Here is an 18,010-nt window from a genome sequence, read left to right as displayed (position 1 = left end):
CAACCCGGACTCGAACAACACTATCGCCGCAGCACGCTGCGACTCACTCAGCGAACTATCCACACGCATGAACTGCTCCCCGGAATCGGAACTGAGAAACCCAGTCCAACTTCCGGGGAGCAGTTCAGACTGGATGGGCATCCCCTAATGGTTGGGGGCGCGGCCGGCTAGCGGAGGACTGTGTAGTCGGACTGGACGAAGCCGGCTTTGAGGGTGCGGGTGGCGTTGTGGACGAGGGTGATGTCCTCGTCCAGGGGGCCGAAGAGGGGGAGGCCGCTGCCCAGGAGGACGGGGGCGGTGGTGATCGTGAGCTCGTTGAGGAGACCGGCGCGGAGGAAGGTTTGGATGACTTTGCCGCCGTCGGCGTAGATGCGTTGGGCGTTGCGGTCGGCGAGGGTTTCGACGAGGGCGTCGAGGGTGCGGTGGACGATGACGCGTTCGTCGATGCCGGGGTCGAGGGTGGTGCTGAGGACCTCGACGTGTTTGCCTTCGTAGGGCCAGAAGCCGAAGGTGAGGACCTTCTCGAAGGTGCCGCGGCCGAGGACGACGGTGTCGATGGCGGCCATGAACTCGTCGTAGCCGGTGTCACCGGCTTGTTCGCCGCGTTCGGTGAGCCAGTCGATCGAGCCGTCGGGACGGGCGATGTAGCCGTCCAGACTGGTCGCGATGAAAACCGCAGCATGAAAGGTCACGGCTCAAGTGTAGGCTGAGCTGGTGCTGACCCGCGTTGCTGTGGCTGGTGTGCACGGCCATGGCGCTACCCATGTCCGGAACGTTCTCCGGCTGTCCGATCGAGCTACGCTGGTTGCTGTCGCGGATCCGCGGCCGTCGGCCGATCTGCCAGCAGGGGTTGAGATTTTCGCCTCCCTCGAACAGTTGCTAGAAGCAACAAAAGTCGACGTCGTGATCATCAGTACGCCGATCCAGACGCACGTGCCGCTGGCCGCGTTGGCGTTGCGCGCCGGGGCGGACGTGTTGCTCGAGAAGCCGCCGACCGCGTCACTGGCCGAGTTCGAGGACCTGTCGGCGGTGATCGCCGAGACGGGACGCGCGTGTCAGGTCGGCTTCCAGGCGCAGGCCTCGCAGGCGACGCTGCACCTGGCGAAGGTGATGGCCGAGGGCCGGCTCGGTGAGATCCGCGGGATCAGTGCCGTCGGCAAGTGGCTGCGCACGGCCCGATACTTCGATCGTGCACCGTGGGCCGGTCGCCGGAGGCTGAATGGGATCGACGTGGTCGACGGGGTGGTCACCAATGCCTTGGGTCACTCGTCTGCGGCCGCGCTGCTGCTCGACGGCTCCACTGGCGTCGACGACGTTCGCTCGGTCGAAACCGATCTGTTCCGGGCCAATGGCATCGAATCCGATGACACCTCGACGGTGCGCATCACGACCACCCGCGGTACGCCGATCCTGATCGCGGTGACGTTGTGCGCGACGGAACACCTGGAGCCCACCGTGATAGTCCACGGCTCGCAAGGTCGCGCCGTACTCAGCTACTCCAGCGACACCCTCGAACTCCACGAAGGGTCCTGCCTGACGCGGAAAACCCTCGAGCGAACCGACCTGCTGGCGAATCTCCTCGACCATCGCGAAGATCCCGCCGTACCGCTGTATTGCCCGTTCGGGGCGACCGGTGGATTCACGCGGGTGGTGGAAGCCATTCGGCTGGCTCCGGAGCCGCGGGTGATCCCGGAAGCCTTGGTGCGCTGGGAAGGCGAGGGTCCGGACCGGCATCCCATTGTCCGGGATGTCGAGCACTGGATCGACCGGGCCGCCGGCGAATTGGCGTTGTTCAGTGAGCTCGGCGCGCCCTGGACTTAGTACTGAAGAGCGTTGTTCCGTACACCGGCCATTCGGGGTCGAGGAGGTTTTCCTCCGCGCAGTTCCGTGAATTTGTCGAGTTTGCCTTTCGAACGTGTACGAGTTTGCCTTTCGAACGTGTAAAGGTCAGGGTGGGTGGGCAGGTTCGAGACGTTTCCGGATTCGCCTCCCCCTTCGGGGCCGGGAACCGGTAGCCTCGTGCCGCCGTACCAGTCAGCCCCGCCGTCCGCGACGGAACTGCCGGAGTGCCCAAACCGGTCAGGAGACCACGTCTTGCAGGAGAACACCAGCACCACCAATGATGGCGAACTGGCGAACGTACCCCTCACCGGGGCGGACAAGGTCGCCTACGCCTTCTACGCCACGGCGGCTGCGGCCGCCCTCGTCGGTCAGGTGTGGGCCGGTGTGACCCACATCCCGTGGCCGGACGCCGGCTTCTCGACGTTCCTCAAGATCGTCCTCGTCACGCCCGCCGTGGCGGTCCTCGAGCTCGGTGGTGTCGCCACCGCCGCGCTCGCCGACCTGCGCCGCCGTAAGGGCGAGACGGCCTACGCCTACCGCGCGATGTCGCTGTTCGCGGCCGTGATCGCGGTCGTCTTCAACGTGGTCGGGCACTGGCGGCCGGAGGAGCGCTTCCTGGCGTTCGGCTTCGGTGGTCTGTCGGCGTTCGCCTACGTGCTCTGGCTGATCCACAGCTCGGCCCGCCGCCGGGACGCGCTGCGTCGCGCCGGCCAGATGGCCACCACGGCTCCGGTGTACGGCGTCGTCCAGTGGGTGCGCGAGCCGAAGGTGACGTGGCAGGCGCGGTCGCTCGCGATCGAGCACGGGTACGCGATGTTCGAGAGCCTGCACGCGGCTCGGCACCAGATCCGCAACAAGACCCGCCGGGACGCGATCGCGAGCACGGTCGCGGAGTACATCCGCTCCGAGCACCAGGACGAGCGGCTGGCGAAGATCGCCGAGACGACGTACGACCCGGACCGGCTGGCCGGCATGCTTGAGGACCGGATCAACTACGAGGTCATCACCAACAAGCTCACCAAGGCGATCTCGCCGCCCCCGGAGCCGGAGCCGACTCCTGACCCCGACCTGCGGGCAGCCGTCTGGGTTGTCGAGGGCGAGGCGCCGCGAGCGCGCCAGATCCGCGCCTCCGACACCGGCGTCTCGCTGCGTGATGAAGGCGCCTGGGGTGACGCGATGACCGGCGAGCTGATGGCCGTGGACTACCTGCCCTACGACCGCAGCAAGGACGAGTCGGTCGCCGAGGCGGTCGTGGTCGAGGACCAGAGCGAGCAGAAGCACGTCGTACAGAACGGCAAGGCCAACGGGAAGCTGAAGCCGACCGCGCCCAAGGCGAAGGTCGAGCCGGTCGTGCAGAAGCCGGCCGCGCCGTCCCCCTTCGCGGAGGCGACCGACAATGAGCCCCCGGCCCTGATCACCACCGCCAAGGACGCGAAGGCCAAGGACGCGAAGGCCGCCGACCAGTCCCCCAAGGGTGACGACGAGCCGGAGCCCACCGCCCTCGAGAAGCTGCGCTCCCGCGCCTGGGCCCTGCTGGCCGACTGGCCCGAGGACCGCGAGCGCACGGCCAAGAACCTCGCCGCCGCGATCGCCTCCAGCGAGCCGATGGCCACCCGCTTCATCCAGCAGTACGACGTCGAGCACGGCCTGGCCACGACGTCACCGAACTGAATCTGAGCAGTACCGAACTTCAAGCGGGAAGGCGCATCCAGCGCCTTCCCGCTTCAGCTTTCCCAGACCGGCACGGACGGCAACCCCAGCCGAGCCCGAGCCGCATCCGTGAGCCGCTGTACGACCGCCGTCTTCGCGGCGGTGTAGTCGAAGCCGCTCAGCCCATCTGCGGCAAGCTGGCGCTTCGCAGCGCCGTACTCGCGTACTGCGTCTGGTGTCTCGCGCAGATAGTCGCGGAGGATGCGTTGGTTGAGCCGGGCCCACGCCTCCGCCGGGAACACATGCAGGTTGTGCGTGAGCACCCCGTCGACCACGCGCGTGTACGTCCGCCGCCCAGGTGGCCCCGCCGGCTCATACGAGAACCCAAGCCCCCGCAGCTCCGCATCCCGCTCGCCAACCCTCGCCAGGTCTTTCGCACAAGCCGCAACATCGATCACCGGCTTCGCCGCCAACCCCGGTACGGCGGTACTCCCGATGTGCTCGATCTGTCCAACCGTCGAGCCGAGCGCGGTGCGAAGCTGTGCCGCTGCTGTCGCGAACTGGTCGGCCCAGGCCTCGTCGTACTCCGCGAGCAGCGTCATGGGGCGGAGAGTAGTCCGCCGAAGGTTCGGCGGTAGGCCGTCGCCGGCGTTAGAGCGTGGTGCCGGGGGTGCCGACGCCGTGGAGGAGGGTTTCGACGACCTGGGTGGCGACGGCGTCGGTGTCGAGCTCGGTGTCCGGGTTGGCATTGGCGTCCTGGCAGACCTCGTGGAGGAGGGCGTAGTAGACGCGGCGGCACCAGAGGGGGGTGATGCCGGGGCGCAGAATGTTGGCCTCGGCGAGGCGCGCGAAGAGGGCGTCGCACCGTTCGACGACGGCGGCCTGGATCCGCTCGGCCTCGTTGCCTGGGGCAAGTGCTGTGTTCATCGCGAAACCCCAGGAGAGCTTGACCGCCAAGACGTTGGTGGTCGCCTGGTAGAGGGCGATCAGGGGAGGCGTGGCCTCCGGGCGGGCCGCGTCGACGGCGTCGGCCAGCTGCTGAGCGGCCCAGGTGGTGAGGGCGTCGAGCAGGGCCTCGCGGGTGGCGAAGCGGCGGTGCACGGTGGTGCGGGCGACGCCGGCGGCGGCTGCGATCTCTTCCATCGTGGCGGTCGGCTTGCGGTTCAGGGTGCGCTCGGCGGCCTCGAGGATCGCGAGCACGGTGCGGGCGCTGTCCGCGCGCAGCCTGGTCTCGGTCATGCGCCCAGACTACTCGGCGGACGCAGTTCGGCCACTACTTGCAACATTCGTGATGCAAGTAGTACCTTCAAGAGGTCAGTTGAGATGCAACTAGGGAGAATCTGATGGATCTTCAATTGAAGGACAAGACGGCGCTCGTCACCGGTGCGAGCCGCGGAATCGGGCTGGCCGTGGTCGAGCAGCTCATCGCCGAAGGGGTCCGTGTGGTCGCGGTAGCCCGGACCAGTACGCCGGAACTGCGCACCACTGGGGCATTCGTCGTACAGGCTGATCTCGGTACGCCGGACGGGCCGGAGCGGGCGGTCGCGGCTGCCCTCGCAGAGGTGGGCGAGCTGGATCTGCTGGTGAACAACGTGGGTGGTGGTGACGGTGAGCTGGGGGCAGGCTTTCTCGACTTCGACGACGCCGCGTGGGCGGCGATCTTCGAGCTGAACTACTTCGCGACCGTCCGGGTGACCCGGGCCGCATTGCCGAGCCTGGTCCGGCAGGACGGCGCGATCGTGAACCTGTCGTCGGTCGGCGCGCGGATCCCGTCCGCGGGGCCGATGCCGTACACGACCGCCAAGGCAGCGCTGACGGCCTTCGGGAAGGCGCTGGCCGAGGAGTTCGGCCCGCAGGGTGTCCGAGTCAACACGGTGTCGCCGGCGGCCGTGCGTACGGCGCTCTGGACCTCACCCGAGGGGTACGGCGGTCAGCTCGCCGGACATCTCGGCATACCGCAGGAGCAGTTGCTGGCCGCGCTGCCGCAGCAGACCGGGATGATCACCGGCCGGTTGATCGAGCCGAGCGAAGTCGCGGCTCTCGTGGTGCAGCTGTGCTCGCCGCTGGCCGGGAGCATTACCGGCGCCGACTATCTCATCGACGCCGGTAGCTCGAAGACTGCTTGAGGCCTACTTGGTGCCGAAGTTGTAGGTCGTGGTGGAGCTGTAGGTCTGGCCGGGGCGCAGGACCGTGGAGGGGAAGTTCGGCTGGTTGGGGGAGTCGGGGTAGTGCTGGGTCTCGAAGGCGAAGGCGTCGCCTTGGCGGTAGGCCTTGTTGCCGATGCCGCGGAAGGTGCCGTCGAGGAAGTTGCCGCTGTAGAACTGCGCGCCCGGCTGGTCGGTGTGGACCGTCACCGTGCGGCCGCTCTCGGGCTCCCAGAAGCGGGCGGCGAAGCGCTGGCCGTTCGAGTCGGCTTTGCCGCCGAGGACGAAGTTGTGGTCGTAGCCGCGGCCGACAACGAGTTGCGGGTGGTCATCGCGCAGTCGGGCACCGATCGTGGTGGGCTTGTTGAAGTCGAACGGGGTCCCGGCGACGGGCGCGAGCTCGCCGGTCGGGATCAGGCCCTCGTCGACGGGCGTGTACTTCGGTGCGTTCAGCTCGAGCACGTGGCCGTCGATCGAGCCACTTCCTTCGCCGGCGAGGTTGAAGTACACGTGGTTGGTCAGGTTCACGATGGTCGGCTTGCCCTTGACCGTTGCGTGGTAGTCGATCCGCAGGTTGTCGGACTTGTCGAGCGTGTACGTGACGGTCGTGGTCAGCTCACCAGGGAAGCCCATCTCGCCGTCCGGGCTGACGTAGCTGAACGCGACGCCGACCGCCTTGGACGACTGCACGGTCTTCGCCGACCAGACCCGCTTGTCGAAGCCCGTCGTACCACCGTGCAATGCGTTCTCGCCGTTGTTGATCGGGATCTGGTACGACGTCCCGTCGATCGAGAACTTGCCCTTCGCGATGCGGTTTCCGTAGCGGCCGATCGTGGCGCCGAAGTACGGGCTGAGGGCCGCGTAGTCGGGCAGGTTGTCGAAGCCCAGACTGATGTTCTTCACCCGGCCGCGGCGGTCCGGTGTCTCGACGCGCTGGATGGTGGCACCCCAGGTCAGCATCGAGATGGTGACCCGGCCGTTCGAGAAGGTGTAGACATCCACCTTCTTCCCGTCCGGCGTGGTCCCGAACGGGTCTTTGCGGATCTCCAGCTTGCCGTGATGTGCGCCCATGGTGGCCAACCTATCCGGCGCGGCGGTGGCGTCGGCGGTGGTGCTCAAGGCGCCCGCGGCGGCAGCGCCCAGGCCGAGGGCTCCGGCCGTCCGCAGTACCGAACGGCGAGGCAGGTGATCGGGCATCGCATTCCCCTCACTGAGTCGACAACGGCGGCGGGAGCGTTTCCACACCGCCTCGCGCACTGTAAGCATCCCGGCACAGTGTTTGGAATAGTTCGGAACGGTGTGAATTCGTCCGACCTCTCCAACGTTGTGAAAGTCTCCGGCTCGCGCTGACCGGATCCGTCCGCTGCGCGCCGGGATCAGACCTCCTCAAAACCGCGACAGTCCGTGACGATGGACCCATGAGCCGAACCGCACTTCTCGTCGTCGACGTCCAGGAATCCTTCCGGGTCCGCCCCAGCTGGCAGCTCGTCAACCACCCCGACATCGCCGATCGCGTCGGCCGCCTGGTGGTCGCCGCGCGTGCCGCCGGGGACCTGGTCGTCTGGGTCCTTCACACCGAACCAGGCACCGGTACGACGTTCGATCCGGCCACCGGCCACGTCCGGCTGATCGAGGGTCTGGAGCCGATCGAGGGCGAGCCGCTGATCGCCAAGACCGCGCACAACGCCTTCACCACCACGAACCTGCAGCAGCTTCTCGTCCAGCACGGCGTCGATCACGTCGTCGTCAGCGGCATCCGCACCGAGCAGTGCTGCGAGACGACCACCCGCGTCGCCTCCGACCTTGGGTACGACGTTTCGTTCGTCACCGAGGCCACTGCGACCATGCCGCTGCCGCACTGGACCCTGCCCGCGGATGCGACCAACGAGGAGATCCTCGCCGATCCTCGAACCCTCTCGGCCGAGTCCGTCACCGAACGTACCGAATACGCTCTCGCGGGACGGTTCGCCACCATTCGGACGATCGACGAACTGGCCGCCGTAACCGTGTCATCCTGACCGGATGGGGAGTATCCGGGTCGTCTTCGTCCTGGTGCCGAAGCTGCACCTGCTGGACCTTGCCGGGCCGGCACAGGTCTTCTCGACCGCTGAAACGCTCGGCTACGGCTACGAGCTGACCTATGTGGCCGAGGCTGACGAGGTCATGACGGCTCAGGGTGTGCCGCTGAAGACGCAGCCGGAGTGGCCGGAGCTCGGTCCCGACGACCTGATCGTCGTACCGGGCTGGCGGTCGCCGCGGCTGCTGCCGGTGCCGCCGATCGGGCCGGAAACCCGGCAGCGGCTGCGCGATCATCATGCCGCCGGGGGATCGGTCGCGAGTGTCTGCTCGGGGGCAGACGCTCTCGGCGCGGCCGGACTGCTCGACGGTCGCCGCTACACGACCCATCACGACCTCACCGAGATGATGGCCGCGCGCTACCCGCGGGCGACCATCGTCCGCGATGTCCTGTACGTCGTTGATGACCGCGTCATCACCTCGGCCGGCATTGCCAGCGGCATCGACCTAGCCCTGCACCTCGTCGCGGGTGCGCGCGGCGCCGAGGCGGCTGCCCGAGTCGCGCGCGAGATGGTCGTCTATGCCCGCCGCAACGGCGATGAACTGCAGGAGAGCGCGATGCTCCGGCATCGCGGTCACCTCAGCGATCTCGCGCATCGCGTCCAGGACGTCATCGACGCCCGGTACGCCGATCGCTTGCTGCTCTCGGATCTTGCCGACCAGGTCTGTGTCAGCGAACGGACGCTGACCCGGATGTTCACCACCGCCACCGGTCTTACTCCACTGCGCTACCAGCAACTGCTGAGGTTGGAGCGGGCCGAGCACCTGATCGGTCACGGGAGCACGATCGAGGCCGCGGCTCGTGCGGTCGGTTTCGAGGACGCCCGGATGCTCCGGCGATTGCGCTCCCGCACGTGACCTGCAGCTTGTGGAAACCTCCGCTTGACTAAGCCCCTGGTCGCCTAATATTCGGGGCATGGAGACCCCGATTCCGAACTCGGCCGCGGATCCGCACGAGTTCCCGACCACCGAGGACGGCTGGTTCGAGTACAACCGCTGGCTGGTCAAGCACGGCCAGAAGATCGTCGCTCAGCTCTCCTCCGGAATCACCGGCGAGGAGCTCGCCGCGGTCCGCCGCGAATGGGACGCGGTCTCCGGCCTGACCGATGTCGCAATGCGCGAACACCGCCGCTTCCGCCAAGCGCAGATGGAGGCGGAGTACGAGCAGTACACCCAGAAGCTGGCCAAGGACATCCGCGAGAACTGGGCCGACCCGAAGTCCATCCGGCCACCGCGTGATCCGCGGCGGCATCTGCTGACCGCATTGGACTTCGACGGGGAGCCTGGCAGTGGGGTGGACGAGGGGATGACCGCCGGCCACGCCGTGCCGCTCGATGATCGGGCCCAGCTGCTCGTCGAGGCTGCCCGTGGGATCGGCGACCCCGAGGATCCGCTCGTCGCCCGGGTGCCACGCAGCCTCGTGTTCGCCCTGACCGAGGTGCTCGAAGAGTTCGCGGCCCGGCTGATGCGCGATCAGATCGAGGGCCGTCTGATCGGTGGCGATCGCTATATCCAAGGGGTCGTCGACTTGAAGGCCGACCTGGAGAGCAGGAAGTTCCATGACGACTGAGCGTCCGCCGCTGGGCAACCGGCCGCTCCGGATCTTGAATGTCGGTCTTGGCTGGGCGTCGACCACTGGTGGCCACACGGTCACCCGGGAACTGTCGATCGGCCAGGCCCAGGCTGGGCACCAGGCGTACGTCTGGCTCCCGCAAGCAGTCCAGACACCCGACATCCCGAACCTGAAGCTCCTGCACCCGACAAACCCGGAGCGCTGGCCGGACCTGACACAGTCCGACACCGCGCAGTTGGCGACCCAGCAGCAGATGCTGCTCAGCCGTGATGGGCTGCCCGACGATATCGATCTGATTGTGGGGCACGCTCGTTTCACCGGCGACATCGCGCTCGAACTGCGTGACCGCTACTACCCGAACGCCCTGACTGCCTATGTCATGCACATGTCGCCGGAGGAAGGTAGCCGGGCTCGGCACGGCGACGGTACGCACGCCGATCTGAAGGCCCGCGAGGACACCGAGCGGATGCGTCGCGCCGACCTCACCGTCGGAGTCGGTCCGTTGATCGCGGAGGAGTCCGGGAAGCTACTCCAGCGGGACCGCCTCGAGAAGCCGTTGCACGAGCTCATCCCTGGCGTGGTGGCGCTGGATCCGCCGCTGTACCGCTCGTTCCAGCGGCGGTACGAGTTGCTTCTGACCGGCCGGATGGACGATCTGCTCAAGGGCGGGCCGGAGGCCGTGCAGATGGTCAACGAGCTGCGCGGACGGGGCGTCCCGGTCCACCTGTCGATGCGTGGTGTTCCGCCGGCGCGGCTTGCCGACGAACAGAATAAGGTCAACCGCCTGAGCGGGGGCGCGGTCCGGCTGCGTCAGTTCACGAACGACTCGGCCGAACTGATGCGCGACTACAACGGTGCGGATGCGTTCATCATGCCGTCCCATCACGAGGGATACGGCCTGGTGGCTAGCGAGGCGGCCGGCGCCGGCGTACCGATTCTGGTCGACAAGATGAACACCGGCATGGGGATGTTCCTGGCCGACGAGGACCGAGTGCCGCGCGAGCTGGGCCAGGGTTCGGTTGTCCCGGCCTCTAGCTACAACACGAAAGTGTGGTCCGATCGGCTGCAGGAGATGCTGGCGAACCTTCCCCAGGAGCGGGAGCGCGCGCTGGCGCTGCGGGAGCATCTGACCACGAACTACAGCTGGCAGAAGGCGGCCGAAGGGCTCGTCAACAGCGCGCGGATCGTGCATGACGGACCTGACTACTCGGTGATGGATCCCGAGTTGAGGAACGCGATCCGGCTGGGGCTTCAGATGCCTGTGCAGAAGAAGGCGGTCGAGGGGTCGCAGGGCGAGCGGCCGAAGCGGGATCACAAGCCGGGTCCGGACACCGGTCTGAGCAGGTGACCGAGCGGGCGGGACGGCGTACCGTCCCGCCCTTCGGGTGTTACTTCGTCTTGAACGCCGCGGTCAGCTTGGTGACCGCAGTGTGAAGCTGGCCGGACAGCGCCAAGTGCTCGGAATCCGAGGTCAGCTTCGAGGTGGGCTCGGTCAGGTTCTGACCGATCTTGTTCTGGGCGATCCACCGGGCCGCGCCGACCACGGCGTCATCCTCGGCGAAGCCGTCCACCTTCGTGCGCTCCAGGTACTTCGCGGACTGTTCCAGCGCGGCCAGGGCGATGATTGCCTTCGGCCCCGACCAGTCCTTGGTCTGGAGAGCGATCTCCGCCGCGACTGCGGCGGCGAGTGCGTACGCGTCGTGCTTGCGTAGCAAGGCATTCCGGGCGTCGGTCAGCTTCTGCCGAGCCGCCGCCTGCGTGGTCAGACCCCACCCGTACGGGTACTGCGGGTCGTACGACGCGTCGCCGACGTTGATCGGCTCTTGAGCCTCGCTCTTCGGCCAGCTCACCGGCAGTCGGCCACTGAACGGCTTCTTGCCGAACAGTACGTCGGCCACGCCGGCGCCCTCGGTGCCCGGCAGCCACGACGCGACCAGCGCGTTGATCTTGCCAAGCTGATCGGCGACCACCTGCGGCCGCCCGGACACAGTCAGTACGACGCACTTCATCGCACCGCAGACCTTGTCCACCGCGGCCTTGTCGGCAGGCGCCAACACCTGGTCGTGGCCGTTGCCCACGTCGCCGACACCTTCGGCGTACGGGCGTTCGCCGACTACGACGACACCGACGTCGTGACCCTCGAGCGGTGCCGTGGCATCCGCGCTGAAGGTGGCCGTCGGCACGACCTGCTTGATGCCGTCCAGGATCGTCGTACCGGTGGTGGTGGGGCCGGACTTGCCCTGCCAGGTGATGCTCCAGCCGCCGAGCTGGTTACCGAGGTCGTTGGCGTTGCTACCGGCGACATAGACCTTCGAGGTCGATGCCAGCGGCAACAAATTCCCCTCGTTCTTCAGCAGTACCTGGGACTTTGCCGCGGCCTCGCGCCCGACCGCCCGGTGCTTGGCCGAGCCGACCGTGTTGAGCTGCGTCGGGTCGGAGTACGGGTTCTCGAAGAGACCGAGCTTGAACTTCTCGCCGAGGATCCGGCGGACCGCGTCGTCGACCCGGGCCACTGTCACCCGGCCGGCGCCGATCTCGTTGGTCAGTCCCTGCGTGAACTCCACGTACCGCGACGGCACCATGATCATGTCCAGACCGGCGTTGATCGAGGTCCGGATGTCGCTCACGTAGTCACCCGGCAGCTGGTCGATCGCTGCCCAGTCGCTGATCACGAAGCCGTCGAAGCCCATCCGCTGCTTCAGGACGCCGTTGATCAACTCGTCGTTGCCGTGCATCTTCACCGGCGTCGCACCGTCGATCGACATGCTGGAGAACGACGGCATCACGGTACCGACACCGAGGTCGACCGCCGTCTGGAACGGCGCCAGGTGGAGCCGCTCCAGCTCTTCGCGGGTGACCTTGGTGATGCCCTGGTCGAGCTTGTAGCCACCGGTGGTCGCCGACCCGTACGCCGTACCGCCGTCGCCGGCGTAGTGCTTCGCCGACGCCAGGACGCGGTCCTTGTTCTTCAACTGGCTGCCGTCGGCCTTGCCCTGCATGCCGGTGATGACGGTCGACATCGAGTTCACCAGTGCCGGGTCCTCGCCGTAGCCCTCGTACGCACGACCCCAACGGTCGTCGCGGACGACGCACACACACGGCGCGAAGTCCCACGGAACGCCGGTCGCACGAACCTCGGTCGCCGTCACCTCACCAGTACGGCGAGCAAGGTCCGGATCGCGAGTCGAGCCCAGGCCGATGTTGTGCGGCAGGATCGTCGCGCCGATCACGTTGTTGTGCCCGTGCACCGCGTCGACACCGTAGATCAGCGGGATCTGTAGCCGGGTCGCCTGGGCGCTCAGCTGGAAGTTGTCGATCATCGCGGCCCACGAAGCCGGGGTGTTCGGCGTCGGCACCGAGCCGCCACCGGACAGCAACGACCCGAGCGCGTACGTCGCGATGTCGCTGCGGGACTTGAGTGCGTTCCGTTCGGCCTGGGTCATCTGGCCGACCTTCTCGGCCAGCGTCATCCGGGCGAGCAGGTCGTCGACCCGCTTCTGCACCGGAAGCTTCGGGTTCAGGTACGGCAGGTCGTGAGCGTCGATGACGACGACCGGCTTGGTCTGCGGCGACTTCGCGCCGGTGACCGTGAGCTCCACCGGAATGGTCTCCGCGACCTCGGCGGTCTTGTCCTTCTTCGTCGCGACCGTGATGGTCTGGGTCGCGCCGGACGCCGTACCGACCGGGAAGGTGAGCGTGCCGGTGGCCGGGACGAAGTCGTCGGTGCCGGCGGTTCCGTTACCGGCGGTGTAGGCGACGGTGACCGGCTCCTCCAGCGGCGTGTCACCGGTGGACGTCACAGCGACCTTCACCTGGGCGCTGCCGCCCTCCTTGACCGGGTAGACCTCGGCGTTCGTGCTGACGCTCGCCTTGAGGGCCGGGTCGGCCTTGCCGTAGGTCTCGACCTGGTCGATCTCGAACTTGCCCGGCGAACCCGCCGGCATCGTGAACGCGTAACCCCACATGTTGGTCAGGTTCAGGATCTGGTCGATCCCACCAACCGGTTGGTAGTCGCCGCGGTAGACGAAATCGCTGAACGGGATCTCGACCTGCTGCCAGCCCTGCCAGTCGTCGGTGAAGCTGGTGTTCCACAGCTCCGACGCCTCGGCGTTCGCGCCGCCGTCCTTGATCTCGAAGAAGATCCGCTTCCCGGTGCCGGGCTCGGTCTGGACGGTGTTCTGGCCGTACCACCAGAACCGGATGCCCTTGAACGCCGACCAGTTACCAGGGTTCTGGTCGAAGGTGATGTCGTGCGTGAAACCGCCCCAGCCACTCACGTCGTACGTCCCGTGCAGGACTGAGCCGCCTGCCGGTGCGTCGGCGCGAGTCTGCAGCGACATCGTCGGTGGGTCGTCGGCGTCACTGCCCCAGCCGAAGATGCCGGGGTTCGGCGGTGAGGCGAACGGCTCGGCTCCCTCGAAAGCCGCGAGCGTGAGGGGCGACGGGTCGACAGCGACGGCCGGACCGGCCACGAGCGTGCCGGCCAGCAGCGCGACGGCTGCTACTACTGCCGTTCGTCGTCTAGAGGTGCGGGCAATTGGCCACCTGGGCATGGGCGACTCTCCTGAGCTCAGCGCGGGCGCGCGCCCGCGTCGCGCCCGACTCTGGGCGCTGCGGCGCCCCAGATCAAGGGGTAGCCGGTTCCGGAACTAGAGCGCTCTCATGGTCCACCTTTCGACGTGGATGTAAAGGCCAGGCGTGTTCGGCCACTTTTCTTGTGCTCGCCAGAACCCTCTCTTATGCTCACATATGGAGATTCATCTTCGATATATCGAAACTTTGGCCCTTTCGCCGTCCTCCCGGAGCGCCCGATGCCGAACCTGCCCAGACGTCACTTCCTCGCCCTGACCGGCGGCGCTGCCCTCGCCGCTGGTCTGACCACGACTGCCCAGTCCGCCGCGGCGACTGGTCAGGGCACGCTCGCCGGTCTGCCGGACACGATCCCGAACCTGCAGGAGTGGACACCGGGCTCCGGTGCGCAGTACGTCGTACCGGCGGCGGGCCAGCCTTTTCGCATCATCGTCCGGGCCGCCGACGCAGCCCAGGTGGCCCGCGCGAAGGTGATCCTGCAGGAGGACCTCGCGAAGGTCTTGAACCGCACGATCACGGTGGAGACCCAGGACACCCCGGCCCCGGCGGCCGGTGATCTGGTGCTGAGTCTGGGCGCGCCGCCGAACCAGAACCTCGAGGGGTACGAGATCGAGGTCGGCGCGGCGCTCCGGCTGCGCGGTACGGCGGCCGGTGTCATCCACGGCGCGCAGACCGTGATCCAGTGGCTGCGGCAGGCCACGACCGTGCCGCCCGGGCTGGTCCGGGACTGGCCGAAGTACAAGGACCGTGGCTTCCTGGTCGCGAACTCGGCCCGGCACTACACGATGGAGTGGTGGAAGGGACAGATCAACGAGCTGGCCTACCTGAAGATGAACCTGTTGTGGGTGTACGTCGGATACGAGTCGACGACATCACTCGCGCAGCTGAAGGAGATCGCGGCGTACGCGAAGAAGTACAACATCGCGCTGGTTCCGCAGGTCAACATGCCGGGGCACATGGAGCGGCTGCTCCAGCCCGGGATGGGGTTGCCGGACCGTGGCGATCTCGACCTCAGCAAGGACGAGGTCTACCCGTTCGCCCGCGGCCTGTTCGAGAAGTACCTGGACGAGTTCGAGACGCCGTTCTGGCACCTCGGGGCCGACGAGTACCTGACCCGGCTCGACGGGGACCCGAACTTCACCGTCGAGTACGCCCGGTATCCGCAGCTCGGGCAGAGCGCCAAGCAGCGGTACGGCGCAGCCGCGAACCCGGTCGACATCTTCACCGGGTTCCTCAACCAGATGAACGAGACGGTCCGCGCGCACAACAAGCAGCTCCGGGTCTGGAGCGACGGCCTGCTCAGCAACATCAACAAGGCGCCGCTGAACCAGAACATCATTCTCGAGCACTGGGTGACCTGGCCGGGTCGCAAGACCCCGACGCAGCTGCTCAACGAGGGCTACCAGGTCTCCAACTCCAACGGCGACTTCCTGTACTACGACCCGCCGAACCTGCCGGACTTCCCCGGCCGCATCCCGAGTGCGGAGGCGATCTACGACCGGTTCCACCCGGGCGTCTTCCCGGGGAACGAGATCGTCGACCCGAATCACGCCGGCCTGCGCGGCGCCAAGCTTCACCTGTGGACCCTGCCGGCCACGGAGGCCGAAGAGATCCAGTCGAACGGGCTGCGCCAGCCGTTCCGCTCGCTGGCGCAGATCCTGTGGGGATCGCCGTTCCCGTACGCGCGCTACGCCGACGGCTTCCCGGGGCGGATCAACCGCGTCGGCCGCCCGCCGCAGTACCCGGTGGGCCGGCGGAAGATCTCGCCGGTGAACGGTGCCACCACGGTCTGGCCGCAGCGCAAGCCGCAGGTGGTGTTCTTCGACGACATCGATCCGGCGTCGGTGCAGCTCCGTGAGGGCGGCATCGAGGCCGGTACTCCGGGGCGGACGACGTTCGACGCGGCGACCAACACAGCGACGTTCACCCCGAATGCGCCGTGGCGGTACGAGCAGACCTGCTCGATGAGTTTCCAGGCCCGCGACACCGCCGGGCAGTGGATCAGCGGTCAGTGGAGCTTCAAGGTCGCGAAGCGGCCGAGTATCGCCTACCCGCGGTCGCTGTTCAACGAGGAGGACGGGCCGGCGGTCGAGTGGTACACCGATTCCCGCGAGACCGAGCTCGGTGTCCGGTTCCGGGTCGACCGGCCGGGGCTCGTCAAGGGCGTGAAGTTCTACAAGGCGCCGGGGGACGGCGACGTCCACACCGGAAGTCTCTGGTCGCCCGCGGGCGACAAGTTGGCGACGGCAACATTCCCTGAGGGGAGCAAGGCAGGCTGGCAGGAGGTGCTGTTCGCGCAGCCGGTCCATATTGATGCTGGCGGCAACTACACGGTCTCGTACCACTCGCCGACCGGAACGTTCGGGTACAACCACAACTTCTTCAACGGTCACAGCCAGGACAACGGTGTGCTGCACGCGCCGGCCGGGAACGGCTTCTTCTCCTACGGGCCGACGTCGTACCCGACCGAGTCCTACCTGAACACCAACTACTGGGCGGACGTGATCTTCCAGCCGGATACCTACGCGCTGTGGAACGTCGGGGATGCGCCCACATTCGGTGCGACCGAGCCGTCGTCGCTGGAGATGGGCGTGAAGTTCAGCAGCACAAAGGCCGGCAAGGCGCACGGGGTGCGGTTCTTCAAGGGGACCCACAACACCGGCGCACATGTCGGAACGCTGTGGACGGCGGCCGGTGTGAAGCTGGCGACCGCAACCTTCACCGGTGAGACGGCCGGCGGCTGGCAAGAGGTGCGATTCGCACAGCCCATCACGATCACCACGGATACGGAGTACGTCGTTTCCTACAGCTCGGCTGGTGGATTCAGCGCGACCGACGGCGGGCTGGCCGCTGCGCGGTCGAACGGTTCGCTGACGACCAGCGGTCCGGGACTCTTCGCCGTACAGTCGGGTCAGTTCCCGACACAGAGCTACCAGAACCGTAATTACTTCGCCGATGTGGTGTTCTCTGAAGGATGACGACTCTGACTGATGCGCTGATCACCGAGGTCGAGGTGATCGTGCTGGACAACGGGATCGAGTACGGGACGCGGCTCGGCGACGACGAGCGGGCCGGGCCCCGGCACACCTGCCTGATCCGGGTGGCGACCGATGCCGGCGTCGAGGGGTACGGGGACGTGGACTCGCACCCGTGGGTGGTGAAGTCGATCGTGGAGGCGGTCTCACACATTCCGGCGTTCTGCGCCGGGCTGCGCGAGGCCGCTGTCGGCCAGAGTGTGTGGGACCGGAACGCCTTGTGGGAAAGGCTCTATCAGGCCTCTTGGTACCACGGTCGACGCGGGCCGGCGCTGCATGCGCTGAGCGGGATCGACTTGGCCGTGTGGGACATCTGCGGGCGGTTGTCCGGTCAGTCGATGGCTTCCTTGCTCGGCGGTCGGCGCCGGGATCGCGTGCTGGCGTATGCGAGCACGCTGTTCCGCGAGACGCCGGACGAGATGCGCGCGGCGACACGTTCCTATCTGGACCGTGGGTTCCGCGCGATCAAGTTCGGTTGGGGTCCGTGGGGATCCGAGGGGTCTCGCGCATTGCTGGCCGCCGCCCGCGCCGAGGCTGGGCCCGACATTCGCCTGATGGTGGACGGCTACCTTCCGGGCGACTTCAACGCCGTACGGCGATTTGTCAGCAGTCTCGAGGACCTGGACCCGTACTGGGTCGAGGAGCCGTTTCCCGCGGATCGACCGCGTGATCTGGCGCGGCTGGGCCGGGAGACCGGCCTCACCATCGCGTCGGGTGAGCAGCTCGGCGGCGACGAGTTCAACGAGTTGCTGGCCGAGCCGGGGGTCAGCGTCATACAGCCTGACCTGTCCCGCTGCGGTGGCTTCACCACCCTGCAGTCCCTGGCCGCAGTCGTCGCCCGCGAGGGCCGCCGCATCGTCCCGCACGCCTGGACCTCGCCGTTGCTCACCGCCGGCACTGTCCAAGCCGCCGCCTGGCTGCCCGACCCGGTGATGGTCGAATACAACGTCTCCTCGGCCCCCATCAGCCGAGACCTGGCTCCCGCCCTACCCCTGGTGGACGGCCACGTACACGTCCCATCCGGCCCAGGCGTCGGGGTAGACGTCGATCCCGAGGTCGTGGCGAAGTACCGCATCGCCTAGCCCCGCCCGCCTCCCGCC

Annotated in this window: 14 protein-coding genes; 9 read left to right on the top strand and 5 right to left on the bottom strand. The window is 67.4% G+C overall.

What is annotated here, in order from left to right; translation table 11 throughout:
- Positions 1-167 precede the first annotated feature (167 nt).
- Complete coding sequence (locus E1263_RS36105; protein ID WP_132175787.1) at positions 168-692, bottom strand: dihydrofolate reductase family protein; 525 nt, start codon at positions 690-692, stop codon at positions 168-170.
- 22 nt (positions 693-714) lie between these two features.
- On the opposite strand from E1263_RS36105, the gene E1263_RS36100 reads away from it, so the two are divergent.
- Together E1263_RS36100 and E1263_RS36095 are read left to right on the top strand one after the other, a co-directional pair.
- The gene (locus E1263_RS36100; RefSeq protein WP_132175785.1) at positions 715-1,821 is read left to right on the top strand and encodes a Gfo/Idh/MocA family protein; all 1,107 of its coding nucleotides are present in this window, start codon (positions 715-717) and stop codon (positions 1,819-1,821) included.
- A 273-nt stretch (positions 1,822-2,094) separates the two neighbouring features.
- Complete coding sequence (locus E1263_RS36095) at positions 2,095-3,513, top strand: hypothetical protein (protein ID WP_132175783.1); 1,419 nt, start codon at positions 2,095-2,097, stop codon at positions 3,511-3,513.
- Between the two features lie 53 nt (positions 3,514-3,566).
- On the opposite strand, the gene E1263_RS36090 is transcribed toward E1263_RS36095, so the two are convergent.
- Positions 3,567-4,094: a GrpB family protein gene (locus E1263_RS36090; protein ID WP_165956867.1), complete on the bottom strand. Its 528-nt coding sequence runs from the start codon at positions 4,092-4,094 to the stop codon at positions 3,567-3,569.
- A gap of 49 nt (positions 4,095-4,143) precedes the next feature.
- Positions 4,144-4,731, bottom strand: coding sequence for a TetR/AcrR family transcriptional regulator (locus E1263_RS36085; RefSeq protein WP_132175779.1), 588 nt, complete (start codon positions 4,729-4,731; stop codon positions 4,144-4,146).
- A 104-nt stretch (positions 4,732-4,835) separates the two neighbouring features.
- Here E1263_RS36085 and E1263_RS36080 point away from each other — a divergent pair, with 104 nt between their 5' ends.
- Positions 4,836-5,618 carry an SDR family NAD(P)-dependent oxidoreductase gene (locus E1263_RS36080; protein WP_132175777.1) on the top strand — a complete coding sequence of 261 codons (783 nt, stop codon included), beginning with the start codon at positions 4,836-4,838 and terminating at the stop codon, positions 5,616-5,618.
- A gap of 3 nt (positions 5,619-5,621) precedes the next feature.
- Here the strand turns inward: E1263_RS36080 and E1263_RS36075 are convergent, their stop codons facing one another.
- Complete coding sequence (locus E1263_RS36075) at positions 5,622-6,833, bottom strand: aldose epimerase family protein (protein WP_132175775.1); 1,212 nt, start codon at positions 6,831-6,833, stop codon at positions 5,622-5,624.
- 221 nt (positions 6,834-7,054) lie between these two features.
- Between E1263_RS36075 and E1263_RS36070 the strand changes: the two genes are divergently transcribed.
- From E1263_RS36070 to E1263_RS36055, 4 genes are read left to right on the top strand one after another with little or no spacing between them, the layout of a single operon-like run.
- Positions 7,055-7,654: an isochorismatase family protein gene (locus tag E1263_RS36070; RefSeq protein WP_132175773.1), complete on the top strand. Its 600-nt coding sequence runs from the start codon at positions 7,055-7,057 to the stop codon at positions 7,652-7,654.
- A gap of 4 nt (positions 7,655-7,658) precedes the next feature.
- The gene (locus tag E1263_RS36065; protein WP_132175771.1) at positions 7,659-8,570 is read left to right on the top strand and encodes a GlxA family transcriptional regulator; all 912 of its coding nucleotides are present in this window, start codon (positions 7,659-7,661) and stop codon (positions 8,568-8,570) included.
- 58 nt (positions 8,571-8,628) lie between these two features.
- Positions 8,629-9,282, top strand: coding sequence for a hypothetical protein (locus E1263_RS36060; RefSeq protein ID WP_132175769.1), 654 nt, complete (start codon positions 8,629-8,631; stop codon positions 9,280-9,282).
- Positions 9,272-10,633 carry a glycosyltransferase family 4 protein gene (locus E1263_RS36055; RefSeq protein ID WP_132175767.1) on the top strand — a complete coding sequence of 454 codons (1,362 nt, stop codon included), beginning with the start codon at positions 9,272-9,274 and terminating at the stop codon, positions 10,631-10,633. Before E1263_RS36060 ends, E1263_RS36055 begins: the two co-directional genes overlap by 11 nt.
- Positions 10,634-10,673: 40 nt before the next feature.
- Here E1263_RS36055 and E1263_RS36050 read toward each other — a convergent pair whose 3' ends face one another.
- On the bottom strand, positions 10,674-13,838 hold the full coding sequence (locus E1263_RS36050; protein ID WP_132175765.1) for a glycoside hydrolase family 3 N-terminal domain-containing protein: 3,165 nt from the start codon (positions 13,836-13,838) through the stop codon (positions 10,674-10,676).
- Positions 13,839-14,096: 258 nt separating this feature from the next.
- Here E1263_RS36050 and E1263_RS36045 point away from each other — a divergent pair, with 258 nt between their 5' ends.
- Complete coding sequence (locus E1263_RS36045) at positions 14,097-16,853, top strand: DUF4082 domain-containing protein (RefSeq protein ID WP_165956866.1); 2,757 nt, start codon at positions 14,097-14,099, stop codon at positions 16,851-16,853.
- Complete coding sequence (locus tag E1263_RS36040; protein ID WP_132175761.1) at positions 16,850-17,992, top strand: mandelate racemase/muconate lactonizing enzyme family protein; 1,143 nt, start codon at positions 16,850-16,852, stop codon at positions 17,990-17,992. Before E1263_RS36045 ends, E1263_RS36040 begins: the two co-directional genes overlap by 4 nt.
- Positions 17,993-18,010 lie beyond the last annotated feature (18 nt).

The sequence above is a fragment of the Kribbella antibiotica genome (assembly GCF_004349055.1).
Taxonomy (GTDB): domain Bacteria; phylum Actinomycetota; class Actinomycetes; order Propionibacteriales; family Kribbellaceae; genus Kribbella; species Kribbella antibiotica.
This window is presented reverse-complemented; position numbering and strand designations above follow the sequence as displayed.